Here is a 15046-nt window from a genome sequence, read left to right as displayed (position 1 = left end):
CGGCACCTGGACCTCGGGGCGGGGAAGCCGATGTCGCGCTGCGCGCGGCCCGGCGGCCGGAGCAGGGGGACCTGGTCGGCCGCAGGATCGCCGCGGAGACCTGGGCCGTGTATTGCAGCCGCGGCTACGCCGCCGCGCATGGCGCGCCGGCGACGGCGCAGGACCTGGCGGCACATGCCTTCGTCGGCGCGGATGAAGGCGCTTACGGCGGGCCGGTCGTGGAATGGGCGCTGGCCCACGTGCCCCCGGGCTCCATCGCCCTGCGCCCCAGCACCGTCATCGGGATGTTCGCGGCGATCCGCAACGGGCTCGGCGTCGGGCTGCTGCCGGATTTCGTCGCGTCCGACGATCCGGAACTGGTGCGGTGCTTCGGGATCGTGACCGACCCGCCCTACGAGGTCTGGCTGCTGACCCACGAGCGACGGCGGAACGTCCCGGCGGTGCGGGCGGTGCTGGACTACCTCGGCGGTTACTTCGCCTCCGGCCTGCACCGCCCGAAGGAGGCGGTGCAGGGCTGATGGCCTTGCGTCAGATGCCGCGCCCCATCGCCTCGATCGGCGGCTTCGCGTTGGCGGGAAGGGGGGACTGGTAGGGCTTGCCACCCGTCCTCTCCCGGAACTCCTCCTTCGCGCGACGGATCAGTTCGGGGTCGCGGATCGCGTCCACGGCGGTGCCGGCCATGACCTTCGCGACGTGCAGCATGCCCTTATGCGCGGCGGGCGACTTGCCTTGCGCCGTCAGCTGCCAGGAATGGAAGGGCGTGCCGATCGCGCAGGTGGCGCCGCGGGCCTGGACGGTGGGGACGGTCCAGGAGACGTCGCCGACGTCGGTCGAGCCAACGCCGCCGGTGCCGCGGTTCTCCAGCGGGACGACGATGTCGCAGAGGACCTTGCCCGGCTCGACCTTCAGCCCGTGGCGGCGGTGCGCCGCGGCGATGTCCTGCTCCGACAGCGTCGCCTGGATCTTCGCGGCGAAGTCGCGGTCCGCGTCGTCGAACTGCGGTGGGCCGAGGCGGAGGAAGTTGTCGTACATCGCGCGCTCCAGCGGCGAGTTGCCGAGGAGGTTGGAGACGGCGGAGACGACCTGGGTCTCGACGGTCGTCTCGGTCATCAGCGCGGCGCCGTCGGCGATCTTGCGGACGCGGCCGACGAGTTGGTTCAGTTCGGGCAGGTCCTTTGCGCGGATGAGATAGCGGACCTTGGCGCGGGACTGCACGACGTTCGGCGCGATCCCGCCGCCGTCGATCATCGCATAGTGGATGCGCGCGTGGTCCGGCATGTGCTCGCGCATATAGTTAACGCCGACGTTCATGAGTTCGACGGCGTCGAGCGCGGAGCGGCCGAGTTCCGGCGCGGCGGCGGCGTGGGACGAACGGCCGTGGAAGATGAAGTCGATGCGGGTGTTCGCGAGCGACACCGCCTCGTTCACGCCGGAGAAGGACGCGGGGTGCCAGGAGATCGCGATGTCGACGTCGGAGAAGATGCCGTCGCGGGCCATGAAGCCCTTGGCGGCGCCGCCTTCCTCGGCGGGGCAGCCGTAGTAGCGGACCCGGCCCTTCATGCCGTTCGCGGCAAGCCAGTCCTTCACCGCGGCTGCCGCGAGCAGCGACGCGGCGCCGAGGAGGTTGTGACCGCAGGCATGGCCGTGGCCGTCGCCAGGGATGGGGCGGTGTTCCGCGACGCCCGCCTCGTTGGAAAGGCCAGGGAGGGCGTCGTATTCGCCGAGGATGGCGATGACGGGGCCGTCCTCGCCCCATTCGCCCATCACGGCGGTCGGGATGCCGGCGAGGCCGGTGGTGATGCGGGCGCCCTCCTTCTCCAGCATCGTCACGTGCTCGGCGGCGGATCGGGCTTCGGTGTAGGCGATCTCCGGCATGTCCCAGACGCGGTCGGAAAAGGCGGCGTAGTCGTCACGGCGCTCATCCACGGCGCGCCAGACCTGTTCCTCGTTCCGCATGGTCGTTCCTTCAGCCGATGGTGGGGCGGGGGCGGGCGACGGCCGCGCCCTCCGGATGGATCGTCACGAGCTTGCCGGCCTGCCACTGCATGAGCCAGGGCTGGGCGCGCAGGTTCTGGCCCCGTTCGTCGAAGCGGGCGCCCCAGCCGGCGGGGGTTGCGGCTTCCGGAATGTCGGTCGCGAGGACGGCGGCGCGGATCCGGTCCTTGTCGGGCGCGCCGGCACGCTGCACGGCATCGAGGAAGACGCGCGCACCGGCGTAGTTGACGAGGGAATGGCCGGATCGCGGGTCGCTGCCGTACTGGCGGCGATAGGCCTCGGCGAAGAGGGCGGCGCCGGGGGCGGCGCGCTCGGCGATCTCAAAGGGGGTGAAGTCCACGTTCATCACGCCCTCGAAGGCGCGGCCGACGGTGCGGGCGGTTTCGGTCAGCGAGTAGCCGGCGCCGGCGCCGATGATCATCCTGGGCGCCCAGCCCGTCTCGCGTAGCGTGCGGAAGAAAAGCGTGGCGTCGTTCTGGTAGGCGGTGTGCAGCACCACGTCGGCGCCGGAGGCACGGAGGCGACCGATTGCGCCGGTGAGGTCGGTGCTGCGCGTCGGGTAGCCGACGCGTTCAGCCAGCGCGAGGCCGCGCTCGCGCAGGCGATCGGCCTGGAAGGCGGAGACGGCGGTGCCGTAGAGGCCGTCTTCGTGCAGCAGGCCGACGCGAGGGGCGGGCTGGCCAAGCAGCGGCGTCAACACGCTCTCCACCGCTTCGACGGTGACGCGGGCGAAGTCGCTGGCGCGGGGGCAGAAGCGGTACACGTTGCGGAAGCCGCGTTCCGTCACGTTGTCGGCGATGGCGCCGAGTTCGAAATAGGGGGTGCCCTGAAGTTCGGCGGCCTGGGTCGCGGCGAAAGCCAGGCTGGAGCCGTAGGTGCCGAAGAGGAAGGCAACGCGCTCCGTGCCCATCAGGCGGCGCGTTTCGGCGACGGCGGCTGCGGCTTCCGGCGCGTCGCCGCGCAGCAGGCGGATCGGGCGGCTCAGCAGGCCGCCGGCGGCGTTGCGTTCCTCCACGGCGAGCTCGACGCCGCGGAAGGATCTGTCGCCGAGCAGCGCGAGCGGACCGGAGAGGGGGAAGACAGCGCCGACGCGGAGTTCGTTCGACTGGGAAGGCGGGGTCTGCGCCACGGCGGCCGTGGCAGTGCCGACCGCGGCGGAGAGCAGGAGGCGGCGTGGCAGGGTCGGGCGCACGGGCGCGATCTCCTCCTCACTCTCCTGGGCCGCGGGGAAAGTGTTCCGATCCGTGAGACGGCGCAAGGCAGCTCTTGTCCGCGGCGCGTTGCATTCCCGTGATGTGCGACGCTGCGGGCCTCGGCTTGACGCCCCCATGACCCGCGCCGAGTTTGCGGCCCGTGCGGCCTAGGTCGCGACGGAGGTGGCCTTGCCCGAGAAGACGATGACCCGGATCACCCACGGCGCGGGCGGCGGTCCCGAGGTTCTGGTGCCGGAGGTCGGGCCGGTGCCGGAGCCCCGCGCCGGCGAGTTGCTGATCCGCGTGATGGCGGCCGGCGTAAACCGGCCCGACGTGCAGCAGCGGCTGGGAAAGTACCCGCCGCCGAAGGATGCGAGCTCGGTCATCGGGCTGGAGGTCGCGGGCGAGGTCGTCGCGGTGGGCGAGGGCGCGACGCGGTACGCCGCCGGCGACCGGGTCTGCGCGCTGACGAATGGCGGAGGCTACGCGGAATTCGCCGTGGCGCCGGAGGCGCAGTGCCTTCCCTGGCCCACGGGCTACGACGCGGTGCGCGCGGCGGCGCTGCCCGAGACGTACTTCACGGTCTGGGCCAACCTGTTCGGCCACGGGCGGCTGGCCGCAGGGGAGGCGGTGCTGGTGCATGGCGGGACCTCGGGCATCGGGTCCACGGCGATCCAGCTGGCCAAGGAATTCGGGGCGCGGGTCCTCGCGACCGCCGGCAGCGCGGAGAAGGTCGCGGCCTGCCGCGTGTTCGGGGCGGAGGAGGCGTTCGACTACAAGGCGCAGGACTTCGTCGAGGAGGCGCGGCGCGCGACGGGCGGGCGCGGGGTGGACGTGGTGCTCGACATGGTCGGGGCGCCGTATTTCGGGCGGAACCTGCGCGTGCTCGCGATGGACGGGCGGCTCGTCCTCATCGCCTTCCTCGGCGGCGACCGGGCTGACGAGGTGGATCTGCGCCCCATCATGCTGAAGCGGCTGTCGGTGACCGGCAGCACCATGCGGCCGCGCACGACGGCGGAGAAGGGCGCGATCGCCGCGGCGCTGGAGGAGCGGGTCTGGCCGATCCTTTCCGCGGGGCGCGCGGGGCCGCGGATCCACGCGACCTTTCCCTTGGCACAGGCGGCGGAGGCGCACCAGTTGATGGAGAGCAGCGCACATATCGGCAAGATCGTGCTGACGGTGTCGGAGTAGCGGAGCCTGTTGCATCGCGACCTCCGGCTGCTGGCGATCGCGGTCGTCCTGTTCGGCGGGGCCTGGCCGATCACGAAGGACGCGCTGCGCGACGCGACGCCACTGTGGTTCGCGTCCGCGCGCGCGGGTTTCGCGGCGTTGGCGCTGGCCTTCGTCATGGCGCTGGCGCGGCGGCTGGCGATGCCCGGGCGGGCCGATTGGCCGGCGATCGTCGCGCTCGCGACCCTGCAACTCGGCGGGTTCTTCGCGCTGAGCCACCTCGGCATCGCGCTGCTGCCGGCGGGGCGGACGGCGATCCTGTCGAACGTGACGATCCCCTTCCTCGTCCCGCTATCGGTGGCGTTCCTGGGGGAGCGCGTGTCGGCGATGCGCTGGCTGTCGGCGGCGTTCGGGATGGCCGGGGCGCTGGTTCTCGTCGGTCCCTGGTCGGTGGACTGGTCGCGGGGGGAGGTGGTGCTGGCGCACCTCTACCTCCTCGCCGCGGCGCTGGCCTGGAGCGTCGCCATCGTCGTCGTCCGGCGCTTTCCGCCAGGCAAGCCGATGGTGGAGCTGCTGCCCTTCTCCTTCGGGCTGGGGGCGCTGCTCATCCTGATTCCGCTGGCGATGGTGCGGGAGCCGGCCGGCGGAATCGGCTGGTCCTCCATGCCACATGCCCTGTTCATCGGGCTCATCGCGGCGCCGCTCGGCACCTGGTCGGTCATCGAGGCGGGGAGGCGGCTGCCGAGCACGGTGGCCTCGGTCGGGTTCCTCTTCGTGCCGATCCTCGGCGTCGCGCTGGGTACGCTGTGGCTGGCGGAGCCGCTGGGCTGGGACCTCTGGCTCGGCGGCGCGTTGATCGCGGCGAGCATGGTGGCGGCGGTACGCGGATGATCCTGCACGCGATCGAGGCGGGGGAGGGGAGCGGCCGCTGGTCCTGCTGCACGGGCTGTTCGGGCAGGCGCGGAACTTCGGCGCGATCCAGAAGGCGCTGGCGGCGGAGCGGCGAGTGATCGCGCTGGACCTGCGGAACCACGGTTCCTCTCCGCACGATGCGCGGATGGACTATCCGGCGATGGCGGCCGACGTGGCGGAGACGCTCGCCGCACGCGGGATCGGCGCCGCGGACGTGCTGGGGCATTCGATGGGCGGGAAGGTCGCGATGGCGCTGGCGCTGACGCGGCCAGAAGTCGTGTCGCGGCTGGTCGTCGCGGACATCGCGCCGGTCGCCTATCCACCGACCCTCGGGGCCTATGCGGAGGCGATGTTGCGGGTGCCGTCGGGCGCGACGCGGGCGGAGGCGGATGCGGTGCTTGCGGAGGCGGTCGAGAAGCCCTCCATCCGGGCCTTCCTGCTGTCGAACCGGCTGTCCGATGGGTCTTGGCGTCTGGGGCTGGCAGAAGTCGCGGTGGCGATGCCGGCGATCCAGGGCTGGGACCTGAACCGCGCGCCGCGCTACGAGGGGCGAACACTCTTTGTCTGCGGTGACCGGTCGGAATACGTCGGGCACGAGCATCGGGAGGCCTGCCGCGCGCTTTTCCCGAACGCGCGGTTCACCACGATCCGGGATGCGGGGCACTGGGTCCATGCCGACCAGCCCGCAGCGTTCGTCGAGGTCGTGCGGGGGTTCCTGAACGGCTGAACGCGCTTGCGGCGCCGCGCCGCGCGGCCAGATGCGCGGAATGATGATGGATCCAACGCGGGCTGCCGCCCTGGAGCGGCTTCGCGCCTTCGCCCCGCGCGCGGGGCACGCCTATGCGACCGGGCGCAACACCGATCCGGGGCCGGAGGCGCCGGGCACGACCTCGGCGCTGTCGCCCTACGTGCGCCATCGGCTGATCGGGGAGTGGGAGGTCGCCGGCGCCGCGGTCGATGCGCACGGCGCGCGGGGGAGCGAGAAGTTCCTGCAGGAGGTGTTCTGGCGCACCTACTGGAAGGGCTGGCTGGAGATGCGTCCGGCGGTCTGGGCGGATGCGAGGGAGCGCGCGACGCGGGACCGGTCCGCGCTCGCGACGAATGCCGGGCTGCGTCACGCCTTCGAACGGGCCGTCACGGGGCGGACGGGGATCGATGCCTTCGATGCCTGGGCCGTCGAACTCACTGAACGGAGCTGGCTGCATAACCACGTCCGCATGTGGTTCGCCTCGATCTGGGTGTTCACCCTGCGGCTGCCCTGGACGCTCGGGGCCGACCACTTCATGCACCACCTGTTGGATGGCGACCCCGCCTCGAACACCCTGTCGTGGCGCTGGGTGATCGGGACGCAGACGCGCGGGAAGCACTACGTTGCGCGCGAGGAGAACATTGCGCGCTACACGGCAGGGCGTTTCGACCTGGCGGGCGTGCTGGACGAGGACCCGCCGCCGATCGTCGAGGATCACGTCCCCGACGCACCGCGGCCGATTCCGCCCGCAGACGGCGCGGGGAAGGGCGACGTCGGACTGTTGCTGCACGAGGACGACCTGGAGGCGGACGGATTGGAGCTCGGCGCCGCGCGGGTGGTCGCGGTTGGCGGGATGTCGGTACCGGAGCGGCGCAGCGTCACGGGTTGCGCGCAGCCCGTCGCAGCCTTCATCCGGGGCGCGGTAGCCGACGGCATCGCGCGTGCGGCGGAACGGCACGACGCGCCGGGGCGGTTGCTGAACGCCGATGCCGTCGCGGGCTGGGCGGCGGAGGCCGGCCTGAGCGCGGTCGTCACGCCCTGGGCGCCGGTCGGGCCGGTTGCCGAGGCGCTGGAGGAGGTGCGCGCGGCGCTCGCGGCGCGCGGGATCGCTCTGCGCCGGGTGCGTCGGGAATGGGACGAGGCGTGCTGGCCGCTGGCGCGGCGCGGCTACTTCAAGTTCCGGGAGAACATCCCGGACCTGACGGAACGGCTGCTCAGGCGCCCAGGTGGACGAGGGTGATCTCGGGCGGCGCGCCGAAGCGGACGGGCGCCACGGAACAGCCGAGGCCGGCAGAGGCGACGAGGAAGCGGCCTTCCTCCTCGACCAGCCCGTAGGCGTAGCGGTTGCCGTAGATCGAGGGCACGAAGGGCGACCAGCCGAAGAGCCGCAACTGGCCCGCATGGGTGTGGCCGCAAAGGGTCAGGGCGAAGCGGGACGGCACGTGCGGGAAGATGTCGGGCTCGTGGGCCAGCAGGATCGCCGGCGCGTCGTCGCCCAGTTGCGCCGTCGTGCCGGGAAGGTCGTCGGCGCCGCGGTGCCGCCAGCGGCCCAGCCAGTACGCCCATTGGCTGTCGAGGCCGGCGAGCCAGACGCCGTCCCCGTGCGGCAGGCGCACGGCGCGGTTGGCGAGGACGTTCAACCCCACCGCTTCCAGCCAGCGGCGTATGGCGGGCGGGCCGCGGCCGGTGACCTGCGCCGTCTCGTCGTCCCACCAATCGTGGTTGCCGAGGATGGCGTGCACGCCGAGCGGGGCCCGAAGCCCGGCGAGGGTGCGGGCGACGTCCCACACCGCGACGCGACGCCAGACATAGGGGTGATGCGCCGGCAGGTCGCCGAGGACGACGGTCAGATCCGGGCGGAGCGCGTTGGCGCGGTCCACGATGGCCTCGATGCGGGAGAGCGGCATATGCGGCTCTCCGGCGTGGATGTCGGTCAGGACGGCGACCGTCATCGGCGGGCGGGTGCCCCAGCCGGGCATGGGCACGCGCCATTCCTGCACGCGGAGCCGCAGGCCGGGCTCGATTCCCGCGGCGTAGGCGAAGCCGGCGATGCCGCTCGCCAACAGGCCGAGCGCGCCGCGGATCAGGGTGCGGCGTCGCATCACATGGCCTCCGGCACGCGGAACCGGCCGGCCTTGGCGAGGTCGGCGGCGCGCCAGAAATACCAGGAGGCGGCGGAGCGCCACGGCGACCAGGCCTCGCCGATACGGGCCAGGTCCTTCGGTTTCGGCTGGGCGTCGAGGCCCGCGCAGACGCGGAAGCCCTCGCGCACGCCGAAATCATCCACCGGCAGGACGTCGGGGCGGCCGAGGGTGAAGATCAGCAGCATCTCCACCGTCCAGCGGCCGACGCCGCGCAGGGCGACGAGGCGTTCGATCAGGGCCTCATCCGTCATGCGGGTGGCGGCGCGACGCGTCGGGACCCAGCCCGCGGCGGCCTTCGTCGCGATGTCGAGGATCGCGGCGGACTTGGCGCCCGAGAAGCCGCAGGACCGCAGCGCGCCGTCGGGGAGGGCGAGGATGCCCTCGGGCGGCGGGAAGACGTGGTGCGGGAAGAGGGCGAGGAGGCGGTTCAGCATCGCCTCGGCCGCCTTGCCGTGGACCTGCTGGTGCGCGATGGCGCGGACCAGCGCCTCGTAGGGTTCGCGGTCCTTCGCGATCGTCAGGCGCAGGGGGCCGACCTGGCGGACGGCGATCCCGACGACTGGATCGGCAGCGAGGAAGGCGCGGGCCGCGCGGGCACTCATCGCGGCGGGGCGGGGTGAGTCATCGCGCCCAGGTTACCGCAACGAGCCGCGAGCGTCTTCCGGGCCGCAGTCAGCGGCACAGCGGGTGGTTCGCCGTGTTTGCCTGGATGATCTCCAGCGGCCGCTCGCGGTGGCCGGGGCGGAGCACGGCCCAGTAGCGCGCGCCGCCGCTGGCCGGCACCTCCGCCGTGCCGCCGATGCGGGGCTCTCGTTCCAGGTGCCAGGTCATGATGCGGACGCCGCATTGCAGGTTGCGGATGGGGTCGTGCGTGTCGGCAGGGGTGCGGTGGTCGCAGCCGTGGTGACGCGTGCTTTCGAAGGATGTCTGGAGCAGGCCGCGGCTGATGACGGGGCGCCCGTCCTCGCCGCGGAAGGCTTCGCGGTAGGTGTGGGCGGGGCGGAAGCCGCTCTCCTTCTCCGCGATGGCGGAGAAGAGCATGAGCCAGACGGCGGCGCGGCCCGGTTCGGGCAGGGTATCGTAGCGCGGGCAGAAGGCCGGCATGTCGGTCGGGCGCAGCGCGAGCAGGCGGCGGCCGTCTGCCGTGAGGATGCGGAGCAGCGCCGCGCTCCAAAGGTGCGCCTGCGGGTGGCGGCCGTCCCACATCGCCGGCGTCGGCGGGCGTAGGGGGTCGGGCGGCGGCGCCGGCGCGCAGCCCGCGACCGCCAGCAGCAGGGCGCGCGGCCAGGACGTCATCGCGGCGTCCTGACAGCAGGCGCGAGGCGCGGCAAGCGCTAGCGGAACACCATCTGCGGCAGGGAGAGCGTGATCGCCGGCACGTAGGTGATCACCATGAGGCAGGCGAAGATCACGGCGATGAAGATGACGAGGTGCGGCATCATCTTGTCGATGGAGGTCCCCGCCACCTGCGCGGCGGCGAAGAGGTTGACGCCAAAGGGTGGCGTGATCATGCCGAGCGCGAGGTTGACCACCATCACGGTGCCGAAGTGCACGCCGTCCACCCCGAAGCGCTGCGCCGCCTCCGCCAGGATGGGGGCGAGGACGATGATGGAGGCCGAGGTCTCCACGAACATGCCGACGAGGAAAAGGAAGAGGTTCACGCCGAGGAGGAACATGCCCTGGCTGTCGAAGGTCTCGACGAGCCAGGCCGCCGCCGCGTCCGGCACGCCCTGCCGGTTCAGGAGGTAGGAGAAGAGCGCGGCGCAGGCGATGATGAACATGATCACCGAGGAGGAGATCACCGACTTCCGGAAGATCGGGTAGAGGTCGCGCCAGCCGAGTTCCCGATGCAGGAACATGCCGACGAGGATGGCGTAGACCACCGCGACCACGGAGGCCTCGGTCGGCGTGGTGATGCCGCCATAGATGCCGCCGAGGACGACGACGGGCATCAGCAGCGCGAAGCCCGCCTGCTTCAACGCACGGCCGAAGGGCAGGCGGTCGTCGCCGTCGTTCTTCCCCCAGCCTTTCAGGCGGCACCAGATCAGGACGGTCACGATCAGCGCGCCGCCGATGAGGAAGCCCGGCCCGAAGCCCGCGATGAACAGTTCGGGGATCGAGGTCTGGGTGGAGACGCCGTAGAGAATCATCGGGATGGAGGGCGGGATGATCACGCCGAGTTCCGCCGCGGTCGCCTGCAACGCCGCCGCGAAGGCCACGGGGTAGCCGGCCTTGACCAGAGCGGGGATCATGATGGCGCCGATCGCGAAGGTCGTCGCGACGGAGGATCCGGAGATCGCCGCGAAGATCATGCAGGTGACGACGCAGGTCGCGGGGAGCCCGCCCTGGACGCCGCCGACGATGGACTTCGCGAACTCCACGAGGCGACGGGAGATACCGCCGACATCCATCAGGTTGCCGGCGAGGATGAAGAAGGGGATGGCCGCGAGCGGGAACTTGTCCATCGCGATGTAGATCTGCTGCGCCGCGACGATGAGGGGAAAGCGGGTGTAGCCCTCGATCCCGATGAGCGACGCGATGCCGATGGCAAGTGCCACGGGAACGCTGGCCGCGAAGAGGACCAGCATCGCCGTGAGCATGACGGAGGTCATGCGATCTCTCCCGCGTGGCCGCGGGAGCGCGGCCGGTCCACGCCTGCGGGCTTCGCCCTCCGGCGATCGGGAGTGTTGTGCGGCCGATTCACGCCTGCGGGCTTCGCCCTCCAGCGATCGGGGGTGTTGTGCGGCCGATTCACGCCTGCGGGCTTCGCCCTCCAGCGATCGGACGCGGTCATACCGCCGCCTCCAGTTCCTCGGAGCGGCGGTCGAGGAAGCCCGCGAGCGCGCCGACGATGCAGAAGACCGCGCCGACCGGAATCGCGGCATAGCCCCAGGAGATGGAGACCTCGAGGCCCGCCATCTCCTGGAAGCGTACGCGCTGCGCCATTGTCCAGCCGAACCAGAACAGCACGGCCATGAAGGACAGGGCCGTGGCCAGCGCCGCGGCTTCCAGCACGCGCCGCAGCGGGGGAGGGGAGAAGCGGTGCGCGACGTCGATCGACACCAGTGCACCGGTGCGGATCGCGGTCGCCAGGCCCAGCAGCGCCATCCAGATCAGGGCCGTGCGCACCAGCGCTTCCGACCAGACGGCCGGCGTTTCCGTCGCGAAGCGCGCGACGACCTGCCAGGCCCCGGCGAAGACCGCGACGGCGAGCGCGAGGCAGGCGAGGACCGTCGCGGCCCCGGTCGTCGCGCGGTCCACCACCAGCACGGCGCGCCGGATGCCGGCGCCGGCCGGCGTGCCCACCCAGAGGGCGGCCAGCACCGTCAGCGCGGTCAGCCCCCGATCCAAAGCAAGGGCGTCGTGTTCAAGCCCCATCCTCCCCCTCGAGAGAAGGGGCGCGCGGCCCCCTGCCGCGCGCCCCCGTCACGTCGTCCGGATCAGCTCGCCGGGCGCCAGTCGCGGATGCGGCGCAGCAGGGCGCCGTCCAGCTCCCGCTCATAGACCTGGAAGGCCTGGGCGAGCGCGGTCTGGAAGGCGGCCGTGTCCACCGACGTCGTCACCTGCATGCCGCGCGCGCGCAGCGCCTCGATGCCCGAGTTCTCGTCGGCCGTGACCTTGGCGCGGTTGGCGTCGCGCCCGGCGCGGGCAGCGGCGTCGAAGGCGGTCCGGTCAGCGGCGGACATGCGGCGCAGCACGTCCGGGTTGCAGATCAGGATGCCCGGCGAATAGACGTGGCCGGTGAGCGTCAGGTAGCGCTGCACCTGGTTCAGGTTGTTCGCGACGATGACCGGGATCGGGTTCTCCTGCCCGTCCACCGTGCCCTGCTGCAGGGCGGGCACGAGTTCGGAGAAGGCCATCGGCGTCGGCAGGGCGCCGAGCGTCTGGAAGGCACGCATGTGCACCTGGTTCTCCATCGTGCGGACCTTCAGGCCGCGCACGTCGGCGGGGGTGTGCACCTCGCGGCGGGAATTGGTCAGGTGACGGAAGCCGTTCTCCATCCACACCACGCCGACGAGGCCGCGGGCCTGGAAGCGGTTCAGCACGCCCTGGCCGATGTCGGAATCGAGCACGCCGCGGGCATGGGCGTAGTCGCGGAACAGGAAGGGCACGTCGAAGACGCGCGTCTCCGGCACGAAGTTCCCGACGGGGCCGGTGGAGCCGATGTAGCAGTCCACGGTGCCGATCTGGACGCTCTCGATCACCTCGCGCTCGTTGTCGTTGCGCTGGATGTTGACGCGGTAGCGGCCGCCGGTCGCGGCCTCGAAGGCCTCCTTCAGCGCGGTGGCGCCGGCGCCGTAGTGGCTCGCGACGGGGAGCGGGTGCTGGACGGTGATCGTGGTCTGCGCCAGCGCGGGGGCGGCGGCCAGCGCGGCGGCAAGGGCCAGCGGCGCGAGCGCGCGGCGGGGGGCAGGGGCATGGGCGTCTCTCCTGGATGGATGCGGGCGGCGTTCGGCGCCAGCCTCGGTGCCGGACATTGCCGTCGTGGCCTCCGCCTGTCCACGCGGGCCCGTCGAAGCGGGCCTGTCGAAGCGGGCCTGTCGAAGCGGGCCTCTCCAAGCGGGCCTGTCCACGCGGCGTCAGCGCAGGAGCGCGATGGCGGCCCAGCCGACGAGCAGCGCGGCGGCGAGCGACGGCGCCATGCGCCGCCAGAGGTCGGCCGGCCGCGTTCCATCGGCCAGCAGGCCGCAGACGAGCGCCGTCGCGGCGAAGGAGGCGGGCGCGCCGACCGAGCCCGCAAAGTTGTGGATGGCGGGTGCCAGGACCGTCGGCAGGCCCGCGGCGGCCCCCAGCCCCTGCTGCACCGGCATGAGCGCGGCGACCGAGCCGACATTGCTGCCCGTCACCACGCCCGCGAGGAGGCCGAGCACCGGCACCGCGTAAGGCGCGAGGGGCCCGAGCGCGGCGGCGAGGGCGGTGGCGAGGGCGGCGGCGACTCCCGCCCCGGCCAGCCATCGGCCGAGCAGGACGTAGAGCAGCATGGCCGCGGCCGGGCGCCGCAGCCGCGGCAGGGCGCCGCGGAGGCGCGACCAGCCGTCGGCCCGCGAGGCGAGCAGCGCGAGCGACACCGCCCAGAGCACGGCGGCGACGTGGGTCAGCGGGACCGGGGGCAGGTCGGGGTAGGGCCGCCAGGACGGCGCGCCGTGCCATGTCCGGGCCAGCAGGAGGCAGGCGGTCAGCACCACCCAGGGGCCGAGCGCCGCTGCGGCCCGCCGCCAGGCCGCGGCGTCGCGCGGCGGGTCCAGGCGCCAGAGTGCGAGGAGCAGGACCGGGCCCGTGGCCACGATCCCGACGACCTCGAAGGGGAGGAAGCGTGCCGAGACGAGCAGCAGCGCGGCGACGGCCGCGTGCATCGCCGCCTGCGCCGCGCGTTCGCGGGCCGGCACGGGGACGCCCGAGCGGGTCAGGACGGCCCAGGTGACCGGCAGCAGGGCGAGGAACCAGGCGGCGTGCGGCAGCGCGGTGTTCCAGGACAGCTCGGCCACGGGGATGCCCGTGACGGCCGCCGCGAGTCCGGTGCCCGGCCCGAGGCCGCCCCAGGGCACGAGGTTCAGCGACAGCAGGGCGAGGGCGCCCGCCGCGGGACCTGGCAGCCCGCCGCCGCGCAGCGCGGACAGCGCGACGACGGCGCCCACCGCGAAGCCCGTCACGCTCTCGACGAAGGACCCGGCGAGGATCGCGCGGACATAGGCAGCACGGGGCGTGAGCGCCGCCGGCGCCGCCGCGGAGGGCGCCGCGGCGACGCTGAACAGCAGCCCGCCCGCGAGCACGGCGACGGGCTGCGCCCCGAGGAACAGGGCGCGCGGCGTCTCGGCCCGGAGGAAGTGCAGCAGGTCCGTCCCCGCGGGCAGCGACACGGAAGCGGCCGGCAGCGCCGCGGCGAGCGCGGCGAGGCAGGCCGGCACCGGCCCGACCCGGCCGGATGCCAGCAGACCCAGCAGCAGGACGAGCGGCGCCGCCTGGAGGAGGAACGTCATCCCGGCGGGATGCGCCTGGCTACAGCGACCGCTCGAAGATGGCTTCGGCAGAGGTTCGGCGAGCGTGACCGCCTCCGCGAAAGCCTCCCGCTTCGCGATGTTGGAGGCGAGGAGCGTGCGCAGGTCGCCGCCCGCGCGCACGTCTTCCCGCACGGCGAAGGCATCCCCGCGGGCATAGCCCCGCGCCGCGCCGGTGACGGCGAGGACGAAGCCGTCGGCCGCGGAGGTCACGCTCGCCTCCTGCCCCGGGCGGAGCTGCGCGATTTCCCGCGCGGTGGGCGTGGGCTCCCGGCGCAGGGGGACGGAGGCGGTGACGATGACGCGGGCTGCGCTATCCTCGGGCCGCGCGGCCGCGGCCGTGATGCGCACGCCGGGCCTGGCGGCCTGGACGGCGGCTTCCTGGCGCGGCGCCCGCGCGGCGACCTGCGACCGCAGTTCCGCGGCGCGCGCGACCTCCCGCCGGAAGCGTGCGCCGGCGGCGGCGAGGCGCTCCCGCGCCTGCGGGGCGGGAAGGCGGCCTTCCCGGGCCTCGGTGCGGATCAAGCGGACCTCGCTCCAGCGGCAGTAGCGCAGGCCGTCGAAGGCGACGCGGAGCCGGTCGATCGCCGCGTTCTCCGCCGCGATCTCCGCGGCGAGGGCGGCGGGAGTCGTCGCGGGCGCCGGGCGGGCGGCGCCGAGCAGATCGGCGGCGCTGATGAAGAGGGTGACCTGGGGCGCGCAGGTGTCGCCCGGCTCCGCCCCCGCCCCCGCCCTCGGCGCGAGCTCGAAGGCGGTGGTCGGGCGACCTGCCCCCGGCGCACAGGCCGCGACGCCCAGCCCCGTCAGGGCCAGCACCGCCCCAGCGAGCCGACGCGCCAATGCGACACGAAACATTCCGAGTGGTCCCCATCCGAATTCAGGCCGAAC

13 protein-coding genes and 1 pseudogene are annotated in these 15046 nt (G+C 73.0%); 5 read left to right on the top strand and 9 right to left on the bottom strand.

Going from position 1 to position 15046, the window contains the following annotated elements; genetic code table 11:
* Positions 1-26: 26 nt before the first annotated feature.
* Positions 27-518: pseudogene (locus ACE7GA_RS22945) on the top strand (LysR substrate-binding domain-containing protein); the annotation flags it as partial.
* A gap of 10 nt (positions 519-528) precedes the next feature.
* Here ACE7GA_RS22945 and ACE7GA_RS22940 read toward each other — a convergent pair.
* Together ACE7GA_RS22940 and ACE7GA_RS22935 are read right to left on the bottom strand one after the other, a co-directional pair.
* Positions 529-1956, bottom strand: a complete 1428-nt coding sequence (locus ACE7GA_RS22940; RefSeq protein ID WP_376092086.1) for a M20 family metallopeptidase — start codon at positions 1954-1956, stop codon at positions 529-531.
* A 10-nt stretch (positions 1957-1966) separates the two neighbouring features.
* Positions 1967-3187 carry an ABC transporter substrate-binding protein gene (locus ACE7GA_RS22935; protein ID WP_376092083.1) on the bottom strand — a complete coding sequence of 407 codons (1221 nt, stop codon included), beginning with the start codon at positions 3185-3187 and terminating at the stop codon, positions 1967-1969.
* A gap of 184 nt (positions 3188-3371) precedes the next feature.
* On the opposite strand from ACE7GA_RS22935, the gene ACE7GA_RS22930 reads away from it, so the two are divergent.
* From ACE7GA_RS22930 to ACE7GA_RS22915, 4 genes are read left to right on the top strand one after another with little or no spacing between them, the layout of a single operon-like run.
* Positions 3372-4379, top strand: coding sequence for an NAD(P)H-quinone oxidoreductase (locus ACE7GA_RS22930; protein ID WP_376092080.1), 1008 nt, complete (start codon positions 3372-3374; stop codon positions 4377-4379).
* 9 nt (positions 4380-4388) lie between these two features.
* Positions 4389-5249 (top strand): DMT family transporter, encoded by an 861-nt coding sequence (locus ACE7GA_RS22925; protein WP_376092077.1) that lies wholly within the window; start codon positions 4389-4391, stop codon positions 5247-5249.
* 37 nt (positions 5250-5286) lie between these two features.
* On the top strand, positions 5287-5997 hold the full coding sequence (locus tag ACE7GA_RS22920; RefSeq protein WP_376100488.1) for an alpha/beta fold hydrolase: 711 nt from the start codon (positions 5287-5289) through the stop codon (positions 5995-5997).
* Positions 5998-6037: 40 nt separating this feature from the next.
* Complete coding sequence (locus ACE7GA_RS22915; protein WP_376092074.1) at positions 6038-7258, top strand: FAD-binding domain-containing protein; 1221 nt, start codon at positions 6038-6040, stop codon at positions 7256-7258.
* Here the strand turns inward: ACE7GA_RS22915 and ACE7GA_RS22910 are convergent.
* From ACE7GA_RS22910 to ACE7GA_RS22880, 7 genes are all read right to left on the bottom strand, one after another.
* The gene (locus ACE7GA_RS22910; protein ID WP_376092071.1) at positions 7233-8120 is read right to left on the bottom strand and encodes a metallophosphoesterase; all 888 of its coding nucleotides are present in this window, start codon (positions 8118-8120) and stop codon (positions 7233-7235) included. The genes ACE7GA_RS22915 and ACE7GA_RS22910 overlap by 26 nt on opposite strands.
* Positions 8120-8764 carry a DNA-3-methyladenine glycosylase family protein gene (locus ACE7GA_RS22905; protein WP_376092068.1) on the bottom strand — a complete coding sequence of 215 codons (645 nt, stop codon included), beginning with the start codon at positions 8762-8764 and terminating at the stop codon, positions 8120-8122. Before ACE7GA_RS22905 ends, ACE7GA_RS22910 begins: the two co-directional genes overlap by 1 nt.
* 70 nt (positions 8765-8834) lie before the next feature.
* A complete protein-coding gene (locus tag ACE7GA_RS22900; protein ID WP_376092065.1) occupies positions 8835-9458 on the bottom strand; it encodes a transglycosylase SLT domain-containing protein in 624 nt (207 codons plus the stop codon).
* Positions 9459-9496: 38 nt separating this feature from the next.
* The gene (locus tag ACE7GA_RS22895; protein ID WP_376092062.1) at positions 9497-10774 is read right to left on the bottom strand and encodes a TRAP transporter large permease; all 1278 of its coding nucleotides are present in this window, start codon (positions 10772-10774) and stop codon (positions 9497-9499) included.
* 178 nt (positions 10775-10952) lie between these two features.
* Entirely contained in the window at positions 10953-11540 is a 588-nt protein-coding gene (locus tag ACE7GA_RS22890) for a TRAP transporter small permease (RefSeq protein WP_376092059.1), read from the bottom strand.
* A gap of 62 nt (positions 11541-11602) precedes the next feature.
* Positions 11603-12640, bottom strand: a complete 1038-nt coding sequence (gene dctP / locus ACE7GA_RS22885) for a TRAP transporter substrate-binding protein DctP (RefSeq protein ID WP_376092056.1) — start codon at positions 12638-12640, stop codon at positions 11603-11605.
* A 102-nt stretch (positions 12641-12742) separates the two neighbouring features.
* Positions 12743-14998, bottom strand: coding sequence for an L-lactate permease (locus ACE7GA_RS22880; RefSeq protein ID WP_376092053.1), 2256 nt, complete (start codon positions 14996-14998; stop codon positions 12743-12745).
* Positions 14999-15046: the final 48 nt, after the last annotated feature.

Source organism: Roseomonas sp. CCTCC AB2023176, assembly GCF_042259275.1.
Taxonomy (GTDB): Bacteria; Pseudomonadota; Alphaproteobacteria; order Acetobacterales; family Acetobacteraceae; genus Roseomonas.
The sequence above is the reverse complement of the archived record's forward strand: the minus strand, read 5'-3'. Positions and strand labels throughout refer to the sequence as shown.

Bases quoted from the DNA above. Each gene is read 5' to 3' on its own strand.
- ACE7GA_RS22895 (WP_376092062.1), bottom strand. From the start codon at position 10,774: ATGACCTCCGTCATGCTCACGGCGATGCTGGTCCTCTTCGCGGCCAGC.
- ACE7GA_RS22890 (WP_376092059.1), bottom strand. From the start codon at position 11,540: ATGGGGCTTGAACACGACGCCCTTGCTTTGGATCGGGGGCTGACCGCG.
- dctP (WP_376092056.1), bottom strand. From the start codon at position 12,640: ATGTCCGGCACCGAGGCTGGCGCCGAACGCCGCCCGCATCCATCCAGG.
- ACE7GA_RS22900 (WP_376092065.1), bottom strand. From the start codon at position 9,458: ATGACGTCCTGGCCGCGCGCCCTGCTGCTGGCGGTCGCGGGCTGCGCG.
- ACE7GA_RS22910 (WP_376092071.1), bottom strand. From the start codon at position 8,120: ATGCGACGCCGCACCCTGATCCGCGGCGCGCTCGGCCTGTTGGCGAGC.
- ACE7GA_RS22905 (WP_376092068.1), bottom strand. From the start codon at position 8,764: ATGAGTGCCCGCGCGGCCCGCGCCTTCCTCGCTGCCGATCCAGTCGTC.
- ACE7GA_RS22940 (WP_376092086.1), bottom strand. From the start codon at position 1,956: ATGCGGAACGAGGAACAGGTCTGGCGCGCCGTGGATGAGCGCCGTGAC.
- ACE7GA_RS22915 (WP_376092074.1), top strand. From the start codon at position 6,038: ATGATGATGGATCCAACGCGGGCTGCCGCCCTGGAGCGGCTTCGCGCC.